Origin of the sequence: Saccharomonospora halophila 8 (genome assembly GCF_000383775.1) — a bacterium.
In the GTDB taxonomy this organism is placed as follows: Bacteria; Actinomycetota; Actinomycetes; order Mycobacteriales; family Pseudonocardiaceae; genus Saccharomonospora; species Saccharomonospora halophila.
Genome location: NZ_KB912557.1, coordinates 34,730 through 52,379 on the forward strand (window position 1 = coordinate 34,730; position 17,650 = coordinate 52,379).

General features: G+C 68.1%; 21 protein-coding genes. 8 read left to right on the forward strand and 13 right to left on the reverse strand.

All coding sequences use genetic code 11. The features are described from left to right. The 7 genes from SACHA_RS21910 to SACHA_RS0112595 form a co-directional block, all read right to left on the reverse strand. Positions 1–471 (reverse strand): bifunctional DNA primase/polymerase (locus tag SACHA_RS21910; RefSeq protein ID WP_019810200.1); only part of this gene is annotated, 471 nt, incomplete at its 3' end. Between the two features lie 216 nt (positions 472–687). After that, positions 688–2,898, reverse strand: a complete 2,211-nt coding sequence (locus SACHA_RS21915) for an FtsK/SpoIIIE domain-containing protein (protein ID WP_019810202.1) — start codon at positions 2,896–2,898, stop codon at positions 688–690. A 14-nt stretch (positions 2,899–2,912) separates the two neighbouring features. Beyond that, entirely contained in the window at positions 2,913–4,079 is a 1,167-nt protein-coding gene (locus SACHA_RS0112575; protein WP_019810204.1) for a hypothetical protein, read from the reverse strand. Beyond that, a complete protein-coding gene (locus SACHA_RS21920; protein WP_019810206.1) occupies positions 4,076–4,411 on the reverse strand; it encodes a hypothetical protein in 336 nt (111 codons plus the stop codon). Before SACHA_RS21920 ends, SACHA_RS0112575 begins: the two co-directional genes overlap by 4 nt. After that, positions 4,404–4,643, reverse strand: a complete 240-nt coding sequence (locus tag SACHA_RS0112585; protein WP_020628627.1) for a hypothetical protein — start codon at positions 4,641–4,643, stop codon at positions 4,404–4,406. The genes SACHA_RS21920 and SACHA_RS0112585 overlap by 8 nt, the downstream gene beginning before the upstream one ends. Continuing rightward, positions 4,643–4,873 carry a hypothetical protein gene (locus SACHA_RS0112590; protein ID WP_051110214.1) on the reverse strand — a complete coding sequence of 77 codons (231 nt, stop codon included), beginning with the start codon at positions 4,871–4,873 and terminating at the stop codon, positions 4,643–4,645. The genes SACHA_RS0112585 and SACHA_RS0112590 overlap by 1 nt, the downstream gene beginning before the upstream one ends. 110 nt (positions 4,874–4,983) lie before the next feature. Beyond that, complete coding sequence (locus SACHA_RS0112595; RefSeq protein WP_028663135.1) at positions 4,984–5,286, reverse strand: hypothetical protein; 303 nt, start codon at positions 5,284–5,286, stop codon at positions 4,984–4,986. A 116-nt stretch (positions 5,287–5,402) separates the two neighbouring features. Here SACHA_RS0112595 and SACHA_RS0112600 point away from each other — a divergent pair, with 116 nt between their 5' ends. After that, positions 5,403–5,765, forward strand: a complete 363-nt coding sequence (locus tag SACHA_RS0112600) for a GntR family transcriptional regulator (RefSeq protein ID WP_028663136.1) — start codon at positions 5,403–5,405, stop codon at positions 5,763–5,765. On the opposite strand, the gene SACHA_RS0112605 is transcribed toward SACHA_RS0112600, so the two are convergent. Beyond that, positions 5,749–5,955 (reverse strand): hypothetical protein, encoded by a 207-nt coding sequence (locus SACHA_RS0112605; RefSeq protein ID WP_019810323.1) that lies wholly within the window; start codon positions 5,953–5,955, stop codon positions 5,749–5,751. The two genes, SACHA_RS0112600 and SACHA_RS0112605, sit on opposite strands and share 17 nt — an antisense overlap. Positions 5,956–6,120: 165 nt before the next feature. On the opposite strand from SACHA_RS0112605, the gene SACHA_RS0112610 reads away from it, so the two are divergent. Further along, positions 6,121–6,864, forward strand: a complete 744-nt coding sequence (locus tag SACHA_RS0112610) for a helix-turn-helix domain-containing protein (protein WP_019810327.1) — start codon at positions 6,121–6,123, stop codon at positions 6,862–6,864. A 14-nt stretch (positions 6,865–6,878) separates the two neighbouring features. After that, positions 6,879–7,355, forward strand: a complete 477-nt coding sequence (locus SACHA_RS0112615; protein ID WP_019810329.1) for an NUDIX hydrolase — start codon at positions 6,879–6,881, stop codon at positions 7,353–7,355. Here SACHA_RS0112615 and SACHA_RS23935 read toward each other — a convergent pair. After that, entirely contained in the window at positions 7,343–7,888 is a 546-nt protein-coding gene (locus tag SACHA_RS23935; RefSeq protein ID WP_083935846.1) for an HD domain-containing protein, read from the reverse strand. The two genes, SACHA_RS0112615 and SACHA_RS23935, sit on opposite strands and share 13 nt — an antisense overlap. Before the next feature lie 242 nt (positions 7,889–8,130). Here SACHA_RS23935 and SACHA_RS24535 point away from each other — a divergent pair, with 242 nt between their 5' ends. The 3 genes from SACHA_RS24535 (at position 8,131) to SACHA_RS0112625 (ending at position 10,666) form a co-directional block, all read left to right on the forward strand. After that, complete coding sequence (locus SACHA_RS24535; protein ID WP_157601682.1) at positions 8,131–9,045, forward strand: hypothetical protein; 915 nt, start codon at positions 8,131–8,133, stop codon at positions 9,043–9,045. After that, positions 8,936–9,616 carry a Pycsar system effector family protein gene (locus SACHA_RS26620; RefSeq protein WP_408640324.1) on the forward strand — a complete coding sequence of 227 codons (681 nt, stop codon included), beginning with the start codon at positions 8,936–8,938 and terminating at the stop codon, positions 9,614–9,616. Before SACHA_RS24535 ends, SACHA_RS26620 begins: the two co-directional genes overlap by 110 nt. Before the next feature lie 423 nt (positions 9,617–10,039). Beyond that, positions 10,040–10,666 (forward strand): IMPACT family protein, encoded by a 627-nt coding sequence (locus tag SACHA_RS0112625; protein ID WP_019810332.1) that lies wholly within the window; start codon positions 10,040–10,042, stop codon positions 10,664–10,666. A 12-nt stretch (positions 10,667–10,678) separates the two neighbouring features. Here the strand turns inward: SACHA_RS0112625 and SACHA_RS0112630 are convergent, their stop codons facing one another. Together SACHA_RS0112630 and SACHA_RS0112635 are read right to left on the reverse strand one after the other, a co-directional pair. Continuing rightward, a complete protein-coding gene (locus SACHA_RS0112630) occupies positions 10,679–10,918 on the reverse strand; it encodes a hypothetical protein (protein WP_019810334.1) in 240 nt (79 codons plus the stop codon). Positions 10,919–10,995: 77 nt separating this feature from the next. Then, a complete protein-coding gene (locus SACHA_RS0112635; RefSeq protein WP_019810336.1) occupies positions 10,996–13,848 on the reverse strand; it encodes a penicillin acylase family protein in 2,853 nt (950 codons plus the stop codon). A gap of 247 nt (positions 13,849–14,095) precedes the next feature. On the opposite strand from SACHA_RS0112635, the gene SACHA_RS0112640 reads away from it, so the two are divergent. Then, on the forward strand, positions 14,096–14,701 hold the full coding sequence (locus SACHA_RS0112640; protein ID WP_019810338.1) for a class I SAM-dependent methyltransferase: 606 nt from the start codon (positions 14,096–14,098) through the stop codon (positions 14,699–14,701). A gap of 15 nt (positions 14,702–14,716) precedes the next feature. Here SACHA_RS0112640 and SACHA_RS0112645 read toward each other — a convergent pair whose 3' ends face one another. Both SACHA_RS0112645 and SACHA_RS0112650 read right to left on the reverse strand, forming a co-directional pair. Then, positions 14,717–15,487 carry a VOC family protein gene (locus tag SACHA_RS0112645; RefSeq protein WP_019810341.1) on the reverse strand — a complete coding sequence of 257 codons (771 nt, stop codon included), beginning with the start codon at positions 15,485–15,487 and terminating at the stop codon, positions 14,717–14,719. Between the two features lie 137 nt (positions 15,488–15,624). Next, the gene (locus SACHA_RS0112650) at positions 15,625–16,242 is read right to left on the reverse strand and encodes a TetR/AcrR family transcriptional regulator (RefSeq protein WP_020628628.1); all 618 of its coding nucleotides are present in this window, start codon (positions 16,240–16,242) and stop codon (positions 15,625–15,627) included. 107 nt (positions 16,243–16,349) lie between these two features. Between SACHA_RS0112650 and SACHA_RS21925 the strand changes: the two genes are divergently transcribed. Then, a partial coding sequence (locus SACHA_RS21925) for a cytochrome P450 (RefSeq protein WP_019810345.1) occupies positions 16,350–17,650 on the forward strand: 1,301 nt, incomplete at its 3' end.

Here is a 17,650-nt window from a genome sequence, read left to right on the forward strand (position 1 = left end):
CAGCTCGTACCCGCCCTCGGCGACCACCGAGCCGGGCGCGACCACGTAGCCCCCGCCGCTGCGGGTATCCACCCGCGGGGCAAGCAGGCCGGCGGTGTTGCGCAGCCTCACTCCGTCCGGCAGGGCAAAGTACAGATGCCGCCCACCCGAGGGCGTGGCCACCGTGTAGGTCTCCGGCAGCCCAACACCCCGCCCGGCCGCGAACTCGGCCAAAGCGGTCACGCCGTCGCGCTCGCCCGGCTGCTTAGCGGTGTCCAGGTCGACCACCAGCAACCGCGACGGCCCGGTCGCCACCCCGATGTTGTAAGTACCAGCCTCCCAACACCGCGCGATCCGATCGCGGTCAACGGTGGCGCGCTGCTCCCACCCACGGATCGCGGGCCGCTTCGTGGCAGATACGAGAGGGAACACGGGCCACCCCATCGCGGCGCAGTACAGCGCCCACTCACGCAGGATGTCGGCAGAAGACATGCCCACAAGCTCCTTCGATTCCAGTGACTTTGAGTAGTGATCTACGAGCAGGAAGGGAGCCGAGCGACCGTCGACGGAACACGGTGCGTCCGAGCCTTCAGCGGCCGGGATCGGTACGGCTCCCTGCGGTCCCTGAGGGGAGTTGTTCCTGGTCGAGCGAGGGAGGAGACCGAGGGACCGAGGTAGGGAGAACTCCCTCCGTCCCTGTCGGCTCCCTCAGTCGTCTCCCTGGTGTTCGCCGGCCGGACCGGAGCCCGGTCGGTCACGCTTGGTGAGTGCGTCCCGAATTGCCTCGGCGCTGACGACCTTCTTGCCGTCGCTCTTGTACGGCTCGGCGCCGTGCTCGGCGAGGTAGGCGGTCAGGTCGGTGAACGTCCACCGGCCGTAGGTGCCGCGGTTCAGCTCGGTGAGCCCCTGCAGCACTTCCTGTGTCCGCAGACGTGGCTTGTCACCGAGGACGGTAGCGATGTCCGCGAGCGGGTCCGGGCCGTCGTCGGTGTCGGTCTCGGTGCTCGGCACGTTCCGGCCGTGCAGCAGGGCGAGGGCGTGCTCGGCGACCTCGGCGGCCTGGTCGAGGCTGACGAAGTGCGACCGGACCATGGACCAGTCCTTACCGGGAACCACACCGACGGTGAGGCAGGTGCCCCGGTCACCGGCGTATTCGGGGCTGCCGGGCCGTAGCTCGGTCGCGCGGACACCGCGCTTGTAGTTGCCGTCACCGAGCAGGGCGTCGTTGCCGACCTGGTCGATCACCGAGAACGCCACCCGGCAGATCACCTCACGGGTCACGCCCTTCGGGATGCTCGTCGCGGTCGGCGACTGCGTGGCGAAGACGACGATGATCCCGTACTTGCGGGCCTGCTTGATGACGTCCTCACCGATGAACGCCATCTCCTTACCCAGCTCGCGGTGTTGGAAGCCGCGGTGCACTTCGTCGAAGATCGCCAGGATCGGGTGCAGCCCGGCGTCGCGGGCGGAACCCGCCCGCTTGGCCTTCATCACCTTGCCGCGCCGTTCCATCTCGGCGCGCAGGTCGTAGAGGTCCTGCAGGGCCGCGGCGGCGACGTCGTCGCCCATACCCGCCGAATAGCGGGACAGGCGCGGCGCCATGTCCTCGAAGTCGGCGTTGTCGGCGAGCACGCGCACCCACAGTTCGGCGTTCGGGTCGAGGCAGGCGCCGAGGGCAAGCAGCCGGGTGAAGCTCGACTTGCCCTGTCCGGGCCTGCCGCCGACGAGGTAGGACGCACCGTCCGTTGGTGCGATGACGGCGTCTCCCCGCAGGTCGACACCGACCGGGACGCCTTCGTAGAAGTCGACCGGGTCGCGCTGTTCCAGCCACGGCCACGGCGCGGTCGGTACCTCCAACGCGCCGGAGTCGGCCACCCACAGGTCGAGCAGTCCCTCGTCGGCCCCGGTCGACGGCCACACCTCGATCATGGCGCGTTGGAACGCGCCGGCCAGCCGCTTGCGGCGGTCCTTGTTCTCGATGATGTCGGAGGCGGCCACCCCTGCCGGAAGGCGAAGCTGGCAGGACACACCGACACCGTCGCGGGCGGGGACCTTGGTGTACTGCAGCACACCGCCGTCCTTGAAGAACTTCGTCAGTGGTGAGAGGCCGAGGTGGCTCAGGGCGTGCGCGATGCTGCGCTCGTCGATCACGACATCCTCCCGTGTGGCGGTGCCGGCGGCGAGCCAGTTCGGCACGCTCGCCCGTCGCCGGCCCTCGTTCCACAGCACCAGCACCACGACCCACGGCGCGGCGAGCATGAGCGGCCCCCAGACGACCGTGACGGCCCAGGCACTCCACTGGACGAGGTCGAGGAAGCCACCGATCGGTGCGAGCACCAACCCGGCGTCGGAGTCGGCCACGGCCAGGACGACGCCGAGGGCGAGCAGCAGCCCCATCACCGACACCGCTGCCACGGCAAGGGCCTTGACCAGTTGGAACGGGGCACCGATCCAGTCCATGACGCGCTTGTGGCGACGTTCCTTGAACATCTCGGCGCGGGATTCCCACTCCTGCAGCCGGTCGAGGTCACCCGCGGTTTCGGCGGCGCGCATCTGGCGCTCGTAGCGTGACGTCGTGCGGGACTCCCACGCCCGGCGGGCGAAGCTTGCCGCGCCGGCCGGGACGTAGAGCACGTGCCGTACGGCCGTGCGGGTGGCGGTCTTCGTGCGTTCGTGCGTGGCGACGCGGCGGGTGATATGCCCGGCGGTGACGAGGTCGTGCTTGTAGCCCTCGTAGCGGGCCAGGGCCTTCGCCTTCTCACTGGTCAGGCGGGCGTACTCGGCGTCGGTGACGAGTTCACCCTCGATCACCTCACCAGGTGTCGACGTCGCCTCGTCGGTGTCCTGCCGCTGTGCGGGCAGGTAGTGGACGCGGGCCAGTTCCTCGCCCTGGTCCGTTCCGTGCTGTTCGGTCGTCATCGGTCCTCCCCGTCTCAGCGAGCGTCGCGGCCGTGCTCGTCGCGGAGCTGGCGTGCGCGGGCCGCCGAGCACCGCAGCGCCTTGCGGATGGACTCCGCCGAGGTCGGGTCGACCCGCGGCGGATCGGCCTCGACGGCCGCGCGCAGTTCGGCGCGCAGTTGCTCGATCGAACGGCCCGGGCGGGGCTGTATCGGTGCCCGACCGACCCTCGACTCTCGCTGGTCACCGCTGTGGTCGAGCGTGGCCACCGGGCCGTGCTCGTCGCCCTCGGCCACCGGGTCGACGCCGTCGGCGTCGGCAGTGGTCCACTCCCCCGTGGTGGCGAGCAGGTCGGCCAGTTCGCGATCGAGCGCGTCCCCCTCGTCGGCGGGTGTCGACTCGACCGGCAGCCCCGGAACGATCGCGGCTTCGAGCCGGCGACGCTTGCCCAGCACGTACCTGCCGGGGGCGTAGACCAGTCGCGCGGTGCCGTCCCTGTCGATCTCGGCGACGGCCTGCCGCACGGCCGCCTTCCGGACGCGGGTGACCTTGCGGGTGGCCTGCCTCGCGATCCGGGCGTCGGCGCGCTCGACACGGGACCGGGGCGGCGAGGCAACGGTGAGTTGATGCGCCACCACGCCGGCCACCGCGACGATGCCCATGACCGCGCCGTGCTCCCACTGCGTGGCGAGGCCGTGCAGGGCGTTGAGCGCGAAGGCGACGCCGCCGAACACCCACACACCCACCTGCAGCGACCACACCGGCCGTTCGGGATGGCGGGTACGGGAGACCTGCACGGCCACGGCGAACGCCCACATGCCCAGCTCGGTGATGCCGGGCAGCAGCACACCGAGCCCCGAGCCGTAGACCTCGCTGCCGTAGTCGGCCATCGCCGGGGCCGCCAGCACGAACGACACCAGCGCGATCGGGTAGATCAGCAGGTCGACCACGTGCCGCGCGGCCCACGTGCGCAGTGCTGACAGTGCCGCGCGGCGACGCTCGGCGCGACGCCGCTTGTCCTCCTGGCGCTGCTGCTCGCGTTCACGCTGCTGCTGGAACCGCTGAGCTTCGGCCTCGCGGTCGGCCTCGGTCATGGCCGCGGTGCGGATCGCCTCGGCTTCGGCGGCCGCCTTGGCGTCAGCGCGCTTCTGCTCGGCGTCGGCGGCCTTGTCCCTCCTGCGTTCCTCTCGCCAGGTGCTCACGCGCTCGCCTCCTCACCGTTGCTCACGGGCTCGTGCTGCTCGTCGGTCGACGACGCCGAGGTGAGCCGGCGACGCTCTGCGGCCGCTCGCAGGGCGCGCTGCTCACGGGCGAGCCGCACCTCGTGGACGGCCCAGGTGGCGCCGATCAGCACGGCGAGGCCGAGGAACCACAGGGACACGCTGAGCGCGAGCACCAGCGGCACCCCGACGGCGAGCAGTTCGCCCAGGTGCCAGCCGATCCAGGTCACGACCACATCGGTGCGGGTCGACTCGTGCTGTGTGCGGTCGGTGTCCCGAGACGGGGTCGAGCAGGGTCCGGTGTGCTCAGACATGGGCGCGCGCTCCTTCCGACTGAGTGAAGTAGTGGTTGATCGGCTGACGCGGCGGCCGGGCGGTGTGGCGCGCGGTGTAGGCGTCGAGGCGGCGCATCGCGGTCTCCAACGCCCGGGCGGCGAGCACGAGCGGGATACGCACGAGGTGCAGCAGCAGGAACAACACGACCGCCCCGGCGAACCGCAGCAGCACCGCCGTGCCGTAGCGGGCGAGCACGTCGAAGGTCGACATCACCGCTCACCCCCGTCGGTGGAGGCGTAGAGGAAGCGGAACAGGGCCTGTTTCAGCGCGAGATGGTCGGGGCCGGTGGCCTGGTCCATCGGGTAGCCGTGCTGGACCAGGACCTGCTTCACGTCGAGCAGCAGTCCGAGGGTGAACCGCGGATCGTTACCCGAGGCCGGCCGCGGGATCGGGAACACCCGCTCGGGCTCTGTCTGCGGAGTACGGTGCTCGTCTACCATCGGGCGCCTTCCCTTCGAGTCGTTACGCGAGTTGTCGGGGAGTCCCGGTCCGGCGGTGTTCTTGGCGGAAGCGGCCGGACCGGGATCAACACAGGTCACCCTCGTTGCCATCAGGCGGCCTCCTCCCCCAGCTCGACCACGTCCCACCGCGACGGCAACGCCCGCAGCACCGCTCGTTCGCCCCGCCGCGCCGCGCGCCACGCCAACCGCGCGTCGGTGAACGACCGATCGAGCCGCATCGCAGCCAGCTGCTCCTCCTCGGCCAACTCCCGGTCGACCTCGTCGAGCAGCCGCTCGATCTCCTCCCGCTCCACGTGCGCGTCCTCCTCCCACTGCGCTTCGCGGATGTCCGCGTCCGTCGCCACAGCCACGACCTCGCGGGCCTGGTGACTTGCGATTCGTGTGGTCCTCACCTGTGTCCTCCTTTGTCGGTCTGACATGGACCAACATATGTCAGACCATGTCACTGTGTCGTTACTCCATCTGCGTGAACTAGGTCAGGGTTGGTCAGGCGCGGTACGCTCGGTGTGTGGCAAGCAGCAGTACGGGCATGGCGCCGTTCGAGCGCGTCGCGGAAACACTTCGCCAAGCCGTCCGCACAGGCCGGCTCCAGCCGGGAACCAAGCTCCCGAGCAACCGCGAGTTGGCAAAGCAGGAGGGCGTTTCCCTGGTCACCGCCCAGAAGGCGGTCGGCATCCTGCAGGACGAAGGTTGGGTGGTCGCCCGCCCTTCGGTCGGCGTGTACGTCAGCGACACACAGCCGGCGCCACAGCCGCCCGAGACACTCGACGAGCTCCGGCAGGAAGTCGCCACGCTTCGTGCGACTGTGACCGAGCTGCAGGAACGCGTCTCGGACATCGAGCGCCGGCAGCGGCCTACGAAAGCTGGTTGATGAAGTTCGCGACGCCCTCCGCCACGGACTCGAGAACTCCGAACGCCGAGACGGTCCACTCGGCGGCCTCGACCGGGTGCTTGACCACGAGCACGAACATGCTGAGCAAGGCCAGGACTCCGAGGAATTTCGACAGCACGCCCGAGCCGCTCTGTGCGGGCATGGTCGGCATGGTCTGCTTGCGGGACATGGCTTCCTCCCCAGTTCGTCGTTGTGGCGGTGATCGCCTGTGCCATGTCCCTAGGAAACCGCATGTCAGCGGACGTCTACACCACGTTCACAGCGACGCCTTGAGACGTCCTGAGCTGCATGAACGTCCCGAAAACGTCCCGAAACGTCCCACGAGGTAACCGCGATGGCGAATGATCGACTCCGGACCGCGATGATCGCGGCCGGACTGACCGTCGACGTCCTCGCGACCAAGGTCGGCGTCGACCCGAAGACCGTCGAACGCTGGATCGGGAACGAGACCCGCAAGCCGCACCGAACCACCCGGCAGCAGGTCGCGACGGTGTTGCGTACCCGCGAGATGGACCTATGGCCGGCGGCCGTCAGTGACTTGCCGAGCAACGGTCACGAGAACGAGCTCGTGCAGCTCTACCCGTCGCGCTCATCCATCACCGGGCCGACCTGGCAACGTCTCATCGGCGACGTCAGCGAGCAGATGGACGTGCTCGTCTTCTCCGGCGCGTTCCTCGTCGAGCAGTACAACCTCGTGCCGGTTATCCAGCGCAAGGCCGCCGAGGGCGTGCGGTTCCGGCTGCTCGTCGGTGACGAGGCCGCCCCTGCAGTCGTCGAGCGAGCCGTCGACGAGGGCACGCCCGGTGGACTCGAAGGCAGAGTGCAGCTCATGCGGCGCTACCTCGCCGAGGTAGCCGACCTTGACGGCGTCGAAGTCCGCACCCACGGCACAATCCTGTACAACTCGCTCTACCGCTTCGATGAAGACCTGCTCGTCAACGGCCACGCCCACGGTGCGCTCGCCGGGCAGAACCCCGTGCTCCACTTGAAGCGTCTGCCGGACGGCCACATGTGGGAGCACTACATGCGCTCGTTCGAACGGGTATGGAACCAGGCCACTCCCGAACCAACCGAGTAAGGAGCCGCAGCTTCATGGCACGCATCGACTACATCGACGACCCCAACGCACCGGCCATCAACAGCGTGGTCCCCTCGGTCACCGTCGCCATCCGCGACGAGCACAGCCGCATCCTGCTCATTCACAAAGTCGACAACGACCTCTGGGCCCTCCCCGGCGGCGGCCACGACCCGGGGGAGAGTATCACCGACACCGCCGTCCGTGAGGTTAAAGAAGAAACCGGCCTCGATATTGCGGTCACCGGCCTGGTCGGTACGTACACCAACCCCAATCACCGCATGGCTTACCCCGATGGAGAAGTCCGACAGCAGTTCTCACTCTGCTTCTACGGGCGCTGGACTGGTGGGCAGCCACATCAGGACAACACCGAAACGAAGTCCGTCCGCTGGATCGACCCACGAGAACTCGACAGTCTTACCATCCATTCCTCCATGCGGATGCGTATCGAGCACGCACTTGATACTAGCCGGACCAGGCCCTACCTAGGCTGAATCTCCGTTAGCCGTTTCTCAGTACGGAGCACACATTCCTTGAGGATTGGTGCAGCCTCAACCCACGTACGATGTACCGGGTCTTCGGGTGGGTAGCGGTCGAGAATTTCAGCGATTCGTTCATCGTACGCGATATGTTCACCAGTTGGACCGGTAGTCAAGTCGGCCGTTACAAGTGCGTCCATAATCGGGCTATCTTCGTGATCAAATTCGCTCAGGCCATGCACCAACCCACGTTCGGCTGCTTCGAACCGAGCTCCCGAATGGTGCGCCACCAAGTTGACAACCTGCGCTGGCCATGCCTGATATCGTAAGTAGCGGGCTCCGTCCAGCGGATGAAACCCCGTAAGGGCGAGTTCCGGCGCGTACCCAATATCATGCAACCAAGCTGCTGCCAACAACGTCTCGCGTTGGTCCTCATCCAGAACCCAAGCCAGCTCAGCTGCCTTGGAGGCTACGCCTTGCACATGCCTCCAACGCCGTCCGAGACTCGACAACAACTCCTGCGACAGGCTAACCGCTTCCTCGACCATCTAGGCAACGTTACACCCATCGAGCCGTGGCCCGCGCCCCTTCAGTGAGCGGTCCGCTTGTCGCGCCGACTGGGCAGCGGGACCATAGCGACACAGAAGAACCATGCCCACTCACCGACGTGGGTACATGCCTCAGCGCCTTATCGATGTTAGATGTCCGGCAGATTGCCTGCTGCCATCTAGAGTGGGTCAGAGTAAGATACCCGGGGGAGCCAATCGAACCAACGATGAAAGGACTCTAATTGACGACCAATGACGTACTGTCATTCCTTAACGAACTTGACGCCGATGTCCGCAAGGAGTTAGACGCAACACCAAAAGTAGAAGACAAAGACCAGATCGATGTTGCAACTCTTCCTATTGAGGCACGCAGGTGGCACAGGTTGAGTGACGTTGTCGCCGTAGTAGCCGACCTCAAAGGATCCACAAAACTCGGCGTACGGAAATATCCTAGCTCAACAGCAAGCATCTATGAAGCAAGCACAGGACGTGTTGTAAAGATATTCAACTCATTTGACGCCGATTTCATCGCCATCCAAGGAGATGGTGCATTCGCCCTCTTTTGGGGAGAACTGAGGTACGAGCGAGCAACCTGCGCCGGGATAACCATAAAGACCTTCAGTGAGTCACTTGTATCCCGACTAGAAAAGCGTTGGCCCAGCTTACCTGAAACCGGGTTCAAGGTCGGGATTGCCGCTAGCCAGGTCCTGACTAAGCGCCTCGGCACGCCACGTAATCCCGCAGAACAGGAGCCCGTTTGGGCCGGAAAGGCCGTCAATTATGCAGCAAAGGCAGCGCAGAGTACAGAACGTCATTTAATGATGGTGACTGCAACCATATGGGAGAAGCTGCACAATAACGACTACATTCGATACAGCTGCTCCTGCGAAAACGGTCCAAGCGACACCATCTGGTACGAAGACACGATTGAGAGCCTCCCAGACGGTGACACTGATTCCAAAGGTCACGTGCTGAAATCTAGCTGGTGCGTCAACCATGGCTCCGAATATTGCGAATATATCCTTAAAGGGAAGAGGAAGCGTAGCGATGTTGAACATCTACGCAAGAACTCGCCAAATAGTGGAATGCGTGCAGCTATTGAGAGCAAAGAAGAGAGGGAGCGTAGGGACCAGCGTGCTCGCCGCAGAGGACTCTAGTCCGAAGCTTCCAGATCGTCCCATCGAAAGTCAACCTGCTCAGGATGACACAGACCTGACTGATGTGAGCACACTTTGGGAGGTACTACGCCTAGTCAATGAATGGGTGAAGCATGCAGAAGTCAAGACCGGAGCAACACTTGCATCTACCGGCGTAGCAGGAGGATCACTATTTAATCTAGTGAAGGATAATTCGACTCCTACAGTAGCACTTACTATTGCAGCTTCCGTTTGCGCGCTTTGCACACTACTTGCTGCCTCGTGCGCCATGACGTCCCTCTACCCAAGAGTCCGACTACGCAGGAATGAACCGTCAGGAAATTCTCTAATATTTTTTTCCGACATAGCGCGAAACTACCCGAAAGCGGGCGATCAGGGAAGGTTCGATGCCGATATAGCTCGCACAGTAACACAAAAAGACGAATTTCGTTGGCAGCTTAGTCAGCAGATACGAGCAAACGCTATAGTAGCCGACCGAAAGTTTCGCTGGACTAACAGGGCGATTAGGTTTTTCCTGCTGCAACTAGTCGTGCTTTTTCTCGTCGCAGCATTGACCGTGCTTGGCGTCTAGACCTGGAAGCGGAGTGGCGAGGTCACCATTGGACCACGCGTGGTCCAATGGTGACCTCCGCGCAGGTATTTGCTGGTCACAGCAGACTCGGCGTACCCCCTCAAAATCCGTCCAGTGTGCGTTCGAGTCGCACCGGGGGCACCCTCCCACAGCACACGAAACGGCCCCTCACCTGCGCAAACGCGGCGAGGGGCCGTTCTCGTACTGTCCGGCCGTGTCCGGCTGTGTACCGCCGCTTCCGGTGTCCTGTGGTCCATGTGCGGCCCGGAGGGTCGATGGTCGCTCACAGAGCTCAATCGGCCATGACATCGCATCCGCTAGGATCCGAGCGCCGAATCCCGAGACCTCAGAGGCGTGCACGGTGCAACCCTTCGATGAAGCTCCTGGTTCGCGTCACCGAGCGGGACGGGAAGGAGTCGGTCGATGCGGGTGATCGCCCGTGATGGAACGCACGACCTCGAGATTCAGCGTTCGCTGTTCCGGTGCACCGTGGCGCGGGTCGCCGACGTCGACGCGGCCTCGGCGGTGATCGCGCGGATCCGGAAGGCCGGGCCGGACGCCACCCACCACTGCGTCGCCCTGCGGATCGGCGATCCCGACACGGGTGCGCTCACCGCCCGCAGCAACGATGACGGCGAGCCGTCGGGTACGGCCGGTGTGCCGATGCTGGAGGTGCTGACCCGGCGCGATCTGACCGATGTGGTCGCCGTGGTGTCCCGGTGGTTCGGCGGCACCAAGCTCGGCGCCGGTGGCCTGGTCCGTGCCTACTCCGGCGCCCTCAGTGCGACGCTGGACGTCGTCGGTGAGCTCCGCCGGGTGCGTCACCGCGCGATGCTGGTGGCCGTCCCGCACGACCGCGCCGGGCGGCTGGAGCACGACCTGCGCCACTCCCCGTACCGGCTGCGGGACGTGGACTACGCCTCCGACGTCACCTTTACCGTCGCCGTGCCCACCGCCGAGGTGGACAACTTCGCGGCATGGCTGGCCGAACATTCCGGCGCCGGGGTCGAGGCCGTCGACGCCGGTCCGGTCGACCTCTACCTGCCCTGAGTGCACTTTGCGCTACGTGCGCGACTCCGTGTCCTCCGCGGTCGCGACCGCGCCTCCACGCCGCGACCGGCAGAAGTGTCGTGCCACGTCCACCAGGAGCACCACACCCGCGAGCACCTGGAGCGCGGACAGCCATTCCGGGTTGTCCGATCCGAGCAGGAGGTAGACGCCGGCGGCGGCGACGGAGGCACCCGCGAGGAGACGCCAGACGAGCACCGCCGCCGACGCCGACTTCGCTTCTTTCCCGGTCACTGCGCATCCTCCCCCGGCCCGGCATCCTCCCCCGGCCCGCATGACGCCGGTGGCGACCGGACCTCCGCGGACCGGGCTCACTCCCGTCGTGTCGGGAACTCGACGACCTGTTGATACGTCGGGCGATTCTGCCAGCTGATCTTGTCGTGGGTGATTCCGCCGAGCGGGTTGTGGACGATCGAGTCGGCGCACCACTGGTCGCCCGCGTCGCAGTTCGCGTCGCCCGGGTAGACCTCGGTGGCCGGTTGTGCGGCGGCCTGCCGGAGGGTGTCGAGCAGCAGGTCGCGGCACCGGTCGAGGTCTCCCCCGCCGCAGAAGGTCTCACCCAGCGGTCCCGCCACCGGTTCGCCCAGCACGGCGCGCAGGTCCTTGTGCACGTAGCCCCACCAACCGGAGTGGAAGGTCGAGCCCTGGTGCGCCTGTCCGACGCGCTTGCCCGGGACCTCGTTCTGGAACCCGGACGGGGAGTCGTTGATCTGCAGGACCTCGACCATCGCGCCGAAGGCCTCCGGGCCGAGCCCCGGTTCGAACTGCGCCCGCACGAGCAGCGGCCACCAGGCGTCCATGATGCGGCTCGCCTCGGCGTGGGCGTAGGTGCGGCTACCCGGTTCCGTCTCGGTGCGCAGGCCGCCGTCGTCCAGCCACGCCCGCAGGCGGGCGAGGGCCGCCTGCGCGTCCGGGTCCGTGACCGGGGCCGTGTCGAGCACCCGCAGCAGCAGGGGAAGGACCCGTTCGGCGCGGAGGTCGGCCAGGCCGGCCTCGGCCATCTCCCGGACGAGTTCGGCGCGGTTCGCCGTGCCGCCGTCGGCGATCAGGTCGGCCACCCGCCGGTCGAGCAGGTCGCCCCGGTGCACGGCCGACCACCCGGATCCCGCGGCCGCGTACTCCTGCGCCTGGGCGTTGTTCCAGCTGATGTAGTAATCCTGGTTCACCGAGTGCGGATGCGCCTCGAACGGAGTGTAGGTCGCGGTGTTGGTCTCCGGGTCCCAGTTCTCCCACTCGAAGCGGGGCTCGGCCCGGATGGGCATGCTCGGGTCGACCACGTCCGGGCGCTGTGGGTTGGCGCCCGAGTTGTAGTAGGCGGTGTCGTCGGCGTCGGCGTAGAACCAGTTGAACGTGAAGTTGATGTCGGCGGCGGCGCGCTGGAAGTCCTCCGCCGAGCGGATGGCGTCCGGGTCGTTGAACTTCTGGAAGCCGATCAGCGAGTCGACCTCGTGCAAGAACGACGAGCGCAGCGTGGTGTAGGCCACGGGGGCACCGTCGACGACGGCGCGGTGGGTCACCGGGCCGAACTCCGTGCGGTAGCTGCGCAGGGTGTAGGAGCCGGGCGGGGTGGGGTCGGCGATCGTGGGCTGCCACGCGTTCTCCCGCTCGACGGTCTCCATCGGCACGCACTCGCCCCGGAACCGGTAGTGGTCCGACTCCCGCGTCGGCGTGGTCCCGTCCGGTTCGCACAGCTCGACGGCGTAGGTGTCGAGGACGTCCTGACCCGCGCTGGTGGCGCTCCACGAGTAGTCCTGGCCACGGCCGAGCAGCACGTAGAAACTCAGTCCGGCGAACGACGCGCCGCGGGCGCTGATCCCCGGCCCCTGGAGTTCCTGCAGCATCAACAACTGGGGCGCGAAGTAGCCCGTCTGTGGGCCGAACACGGCGACCGGATTGCCGTTGTCGGTGTGCCGGCCGGAGACCATCAGCGCGTTGGACATCCCGGTCTCCCCGCTGAGCAGGTCGGACGGCAGCACCCCGTCGGCGAAGATGCCGCGCGCGGGGTCGAGCCGGGACGGGGCGGACACCCGCTGCGGCTCGGCATCCGCGTCGGCGGCGGAGCCCTCGCGGTCGAACACGAGCGGTTGCCCGGTGACCGAGCCGGGCTCGGGCAGGGCCCGCCCCTCGGGTTCGTCGGGGGTGCCGCCGTAGGGGAAGGTCTGCCCGTCGTGCAGGGTGCGCACGGTCTCCGGGTCGTTCTCCGCACGCATCCCGCGCCACACCCGTTCGCCCTGTTCGGGGCCGTAGCGTTCGTGCAGGGCGAGCCGGGCGATCGCGGCACGGACCTCTCCACCGCCGCCGACGCCGAACTGGGCGCCGATCACCGAGGCCAGCACGGCCAGGTCGGTGAGGGTGAACGGTTCGATCTCGCCGAGGTTGGTGATCGGGGTGACGTGCCCGGTGAGCACGTACTCGCCCGGGAAGTAGCGGCCGCGTTTCGCGCGCTCGATGTAGGTGTTGATGCCGTCGAGGTAGGCCCGCGCGTCCGCGAGTCCCTGCCGGCCGCGCGGGCCGGAGCGGGCCAGCCGGTCGATCTGCGCCCGCAGCTCGGACTCGGTGTAGGGGGCGGCGGCGAAGAACTGCTGTTCGAGCTGCCGGTTCGCCTCGGCACCACCGGCGAACGAGGTGAGCTGCCCCCGCCCGACCCGGCGCAGGACGTCCATGATCCACAGGCGGTCCTGGGCCGCGACGTACCCGGCGCCGAACTCGGTGCCTTCCCGGGTGTCGCCGTAGACGTGCGGGACGTGGTCGGAGTCGCGCACGATGGTCACGTCGTCGCGGGGCCGGATCCGGCCGGCCACCTCGTCCGGCTCGACGCCGAAGCTCGCGTCGTTGAAGAACCGGTCGATCGTGTCCGTGGTGACCGTGGGGTACTCATCGGCCAGGGCCGCATAGGTTCCGAGCTGGTCGTCCGAGTGCGGCGGGCGGGTACCGACCAGCTGGTGGGCCAGGATCTCGGTGAGTGTGGCGCTGCCGTCCTGGCCCGGTGGAAGGATCTCGGCGCACCGGTCCCCACAGTGGTCCGGGATCGACTCCCCGGATGTGGTGGTGCCCGCGTCGGCCTCCGCCCCGGTGTCCGCCCGGGCGGCCCCGGACACGGGAACGAGGGTGGAGACGACGACGAGTGCGACAGCGGCGATCGAGACGGACACCCGCGCACGCATACGGCCTCCCTCGGAGTTGTGACCACGGGCACACTACGGCCGTACGGAGACGAAGTGAAAGTGATTCGCTTTTAGCTCACCCGGACGGCGCAGCACGGACGGCGCAGGGGCCCGCCCGGTCACGAACGGCCGGAGCGACACGGTGCCGGGTATCGTCGTGGCCGTCGTCGGCACCCGAGGCCGGTGCCAGGTGTTCGTTCTGCCAGGTGGGCGTTCGGCAGGACCCGCGGGAGAGGACAGGCAGGCAGTGGTCGAGCAGAGTTTGTGGATGCACAAGGTCACCGCCGACCCCGGTCACTCCACCTGGTACGTCGAGCGGTTCCGGTCCATGGCCCGCGCCGGGGACGACCTCGCGGGTGAGGCCCGTCTGGTGGACGCGATGGTGCCCCGGGGCGCACGGATTCTCGACGCGGGCTGCGGACCCGGTCGCGTGGGCGCGGCACTGGCCGCGGCGGGGCACGACGTCGTCGGCGTGGACGGTGATCCGGTGCTGATCGAGGCCGCCGAGGAGGATCACCCCGGCCCACGGTGGCTGGTCGGCGACCTGGCCGAACTGGACCTGCCCGCGCGGGGTCTGTCCCGGCCCTTCGACGCCGTCGTCTGCGCCGGCAACGTCCTGCCCTTCTGCGCGCCGAGCACCCGTGGGGAGGTGCTTCGTCGGCTCCACGCGCACCTCGCGCCGGGCGGCCGGGCCGCCCTCGGGTTCGGCGCCGGCCGTGGCTACGAGTTCTCCGACTTCTTCGCCGACGCCGACACGGCCGGTTTCGTTCCCGATCTCACACTGTCCACCTGGGACCTACGTCCGTTCACCGACGACGCCGACTTCCTCGTCGCCGTACTCCGCCGCCCCTGAGCTCCCCGTCCGTGGTCACGCCGCGGCCCCGGGTGAGCCCACCTGGAACGTCGCCCCGAACGGGTCGGTGATCTCGGCGAGCCGTCCGTAGACCATGTCGAACGGGTCGGCGGCCGTACCGCCGTTGTCCCGGACCCCGCGCACCGTCTCGTCCACATCGTCCACCTGGAACAGCGTGCCCCAGCCGGGCCGCTCGGCCGACGGGTCGCCCACGATGCCGCCGATCTCGTGACCGTCCGGCCTGCGCAGGAAGGTGAAGTCGGCGTCGGGCATGTTCGGGTCGCCGTCCAGCGAATAGCCGAACACCGCGTGGTAGAACTCGCGTGCGGCGGCGGGGTTCCGGGTCACCAGGTCGTTGCGGAGCAGGGTGTTCGGCTCGTTCACGAGTTCACACCCGAGGTGGGCACCCGCCTGCCACAGGCCGAACTGCGCACCGGTGGGGTCCCGCACGATCGCCATCCGGCCCTGGTCCATGATGTCCGTCGGGGCGGTCACCACCGAGCCACCGGCGCGCTCGGCCGTGGCCGCCGTGGCGTCGCAGTCGTCGGTGGCGAAGTACAGGTTCCACCAGAACTCCGTCGCGTTCGGGTCGTGGTGCGGCATGAGCCCCGCGACCCGACGGCCGCGCAGCAGGCACTGGGTGTAACGGCCGGCCTCCTCCGGCCCCACGTCGAACTCCCAGCCGAACACCACGCCGTAGAAGGCCATCGCCCGGTCGAGGTCCGGGATGCCGAGATCGAGCCAGGTCGGGGTGCCCGGCGGCTGGGCCGTGGTCACTTCGCTCATCGCGTCTCCTCACTGCGGGCCGTTCTGTGCGGAGACTAGCGCCCAGGTCCGACAGGGACAGGCTTGTCGCCACCCGATCGCGGGATCCGGGCCGCGTGTGTGGACGGAGGAGTCGCGTCCGGGAACGGGGCAGGTGTTCAGGGGCGTGGGCGCAGCAGTGCGATCGTCGCGTCGATGGCCGCCCCGGAGATGTCGGCGATCCGGCCACCGTCCTCGACGGTGGCGGCCAGCAGCTCGCGCAGCCCGCCGAGCAGGATGATCGCCTGCTGGCGGGACACCGGGCGGACGCCGGCCGCGCGGAGCTCGTCGGTGTCGCAGAGCTGCTGAATCATCACTACGAAGGCGTCCATCGCCTCGCGTTGGAGCTCGCGTGCGGCCGCGCCGAGGGAGGGCAGGTCGCGGATCCAGCTCACGGTGACCGCGGGGGTGGATTCCGCGGAGGCGATCCAGGCGGCCACCGCCTGCCGGATCTGCGTCTCCCACGGCGCCGCCGGGTCCACCGCCACCCGGATTCGCCGGATCGTGTGGTCGTTCGCCGCGGCGAGCAGGGCGAGGTAGCACGCCTCCTTGCCGGAGAAGTGCTCGTAGAAGGTGCGGCGGGAGGTCCGCGCGCGCCGGACGATGTCGGCGACCGTCGTGGTGCGGTATCCGTCCTCGGCCAGCGCGTCGGCGAGCGCGGTGAGCAGCCGCTGCCGGAACCCGTCCCCGGTGGAGGGCACGGGGGCCTCGGTGACGCGCTCGCTCCCGGTCGTCATGGCCTCCACGCTATACGGCCCGGTCCGGCTCTTGTCCGGTGCGGTACGGATGCGTACCGTACGGCTGGTACGCCGACGTACCACACGGACGAGGGGGAGCCACTCCGATGCCGACCGAGACCCTGCCTCCCGGGCCCGGCCTGCCGCCCGCGCTGCAGGCCGCGCACGCGATCGTGTCCCCGCAACGCGGGATGAAGTCCCTGCGCGACCGCCACGGGGACGCCTTCACGGTGCACCTCCCGCTGTTCGGCCGCACGGTCGTGCTCAGCGATCCGGACGAGGTCAAGCAGCTGTTCCAGACCAAACCCGACCGCGCGGAGAACATGGAACCGAATCTCGGCAGACTGCTCGGTCCGGGTTCGATGTTCTCGCTGACCGGCGACCGGCACCGCCGCGAGCGCAAGCTGCTGGTGCCCCCGTTCCACGGCCGCAGGCTCGCGGCGTACGAGGGCATCGTCGAGGAGGAGACCCGGCGCGAGCTCGCCGCATGGCCGGAGGGCACGTCGTTCGCGACCCTGTCCTCCTGGATGCGGATCACGCTGAACATCATCCTGCGCGCGGTGTTCGGCGCCGAGGGCGCGGAGCTGGAACGGCTGCGGGACCGGATTCCCCGCCTGGTCACGTTGGGATCGCGGCTCGCCGTGCTGCCGGTCCCGGAGGTCGACCTCGGGTGGTGGAGCCCCTGGGGCCGGTTCAAGATCATGCGGGACGAGTTCGACGCCATCGTCGAGCGGCTCATCACCAAGGCCGAACAGGGCGGGGACCTCGACGAACGCAACGACGTGCTCGCGCTGATGCTGCAGGCCCGCTACGAGGACGGCAGCGCGATGACCCACGGCGAGATCGCCGACGAGCTGCTCACCCTGCTCGCCGCCGGACACGAGACCACGGCCACGACGCTGGCGTGGGCCGTCGAACGGATCCGCAGACACCCGGCCCTGCTGGGTGAGCTCACCGCCGAGGTCGATGCGGGGGGAAGCACGCTGCGGGACGCCACGATCACCGAGGTGCAGCGCACCCGGCCGGTGATCGACCTCGTCGGCCGGACGGTGGAGGTCGACGGCCTGGAGATCGGGCGTTGGCGGCTGCCCCGGAAACAGCTCGTACTCGCGAGCATCGCCCTGCTGCACCGGAACGAGTCGGTGTTCCCGGACGCACGCCGGTTCGACCCGTACCGGTTCGTCGATTCGCGGCCCGACCTCTACCAGTGGATCCCGTTCGGCGGCGGCACGCGCCGCTGCATCGGCGCGGCCTTCGCCACCATGGAGATGAACGTCGCGCTGCGCACGATGCTGCGGCACTTCTCCCTGCTGCCCACCGCCGAACCCGGTGAGCGGTGGCGCTCCCGCGGGGTCGCCAACGCACCGGCCCGGGGCGGTCGGGCGCTCGTCCGCCGCAGGGGCGACGG

Coding starts and splice junctions, on each gene's coding strand:
- SACHA_RS21915 (WP_019810202.1), bottom strand. CDS start 2,898: ATGACGACCGAACAGCACGGAACGGACCAGGGCGAGGAACTGGCCCGC.
- SACHA_RS21920 (WP_019810206.1), bottom strand. CDS start 4,411: ATGTCTGAGCACACCGGACCCTGCTCGACCCCGTCTCGGGACACCGAC.
- SACHA_RS0112585 (WP_020628627.1), bottom strand. CDS start 4,643: ATGTCGACCTTCGACGTGCTCGCCCGCTACGGCACGGCGGTGCTGCTG.
- SACHA_RS0112590 (WP_051110214.1), bottom strand. CDS start 4,873: ATGGTAGACGAGCACCGTACTCCGCAGACAGAGCCCGAGCGGGTGTTC.
- SACHA_RS0112605 (WP_019810323.1), bottom strand. CDS start 5,955: ATGTCCCGCAAGCAGACCATGCCGACCATGCCCGCACAGAGCGGCTCG.
- SACHA_RS0112610 (WP_019810327.1), top strand. CDS start 6,121: ATGGCGAATGATCGACTCCGGACCGCGATGATCGCGGCCGGACTGACC.
- SACHA_RS0112615 (WP_019810329.1), top strand. CDS start 6,879: ATGGCACGCATCGACTACATCGACGACCCCAACGCACCGGCCATCAAC.
- SACHA_RS23935 (WP_083935846.1), bottom strand. CDS start 7,888: ATGGTCGAGGAAGCGGTTAGCCTGTCGCAGGAGTTGTTGTCGAGTCTC.
- SACHA_RS26620 (WP_408640324.1), top strand. CDS start 8,936: ATGTTGAACATCTACGCAAGAACTCGCCAAATAGTGGAATGCGTGCAG.
- SACHA_RS0112625 (WP_019810332.1), top strand. CDS start 10,040: ATGCGGGTGATCGCCCGTGATGGAACGCACGACCTCGAGATTCAGCGT.
- SACHA_RS0112635 (WP_019810336.1), bottom strand. CDS start 13,848: ATGCGTGCGCGGGTGTCCGTCTCGATCGCCGCTGTCGCACTCGTCGTC.
- SACHA_RS0112645 (WP_019810341.1), bottom strand. CDS start 15,487: ATGAGCGAAGTGACCACGGCCCAGCCGCCGGGCACCCCGACCTGGCTC.
- SACHA_RS0112650 (WP_020628628.1), bottom strand. CDS start 16,242: ATGACGACCGGGAGCGAGCGCGTCACCGAGGCCCCCGTGCCCTCCACC.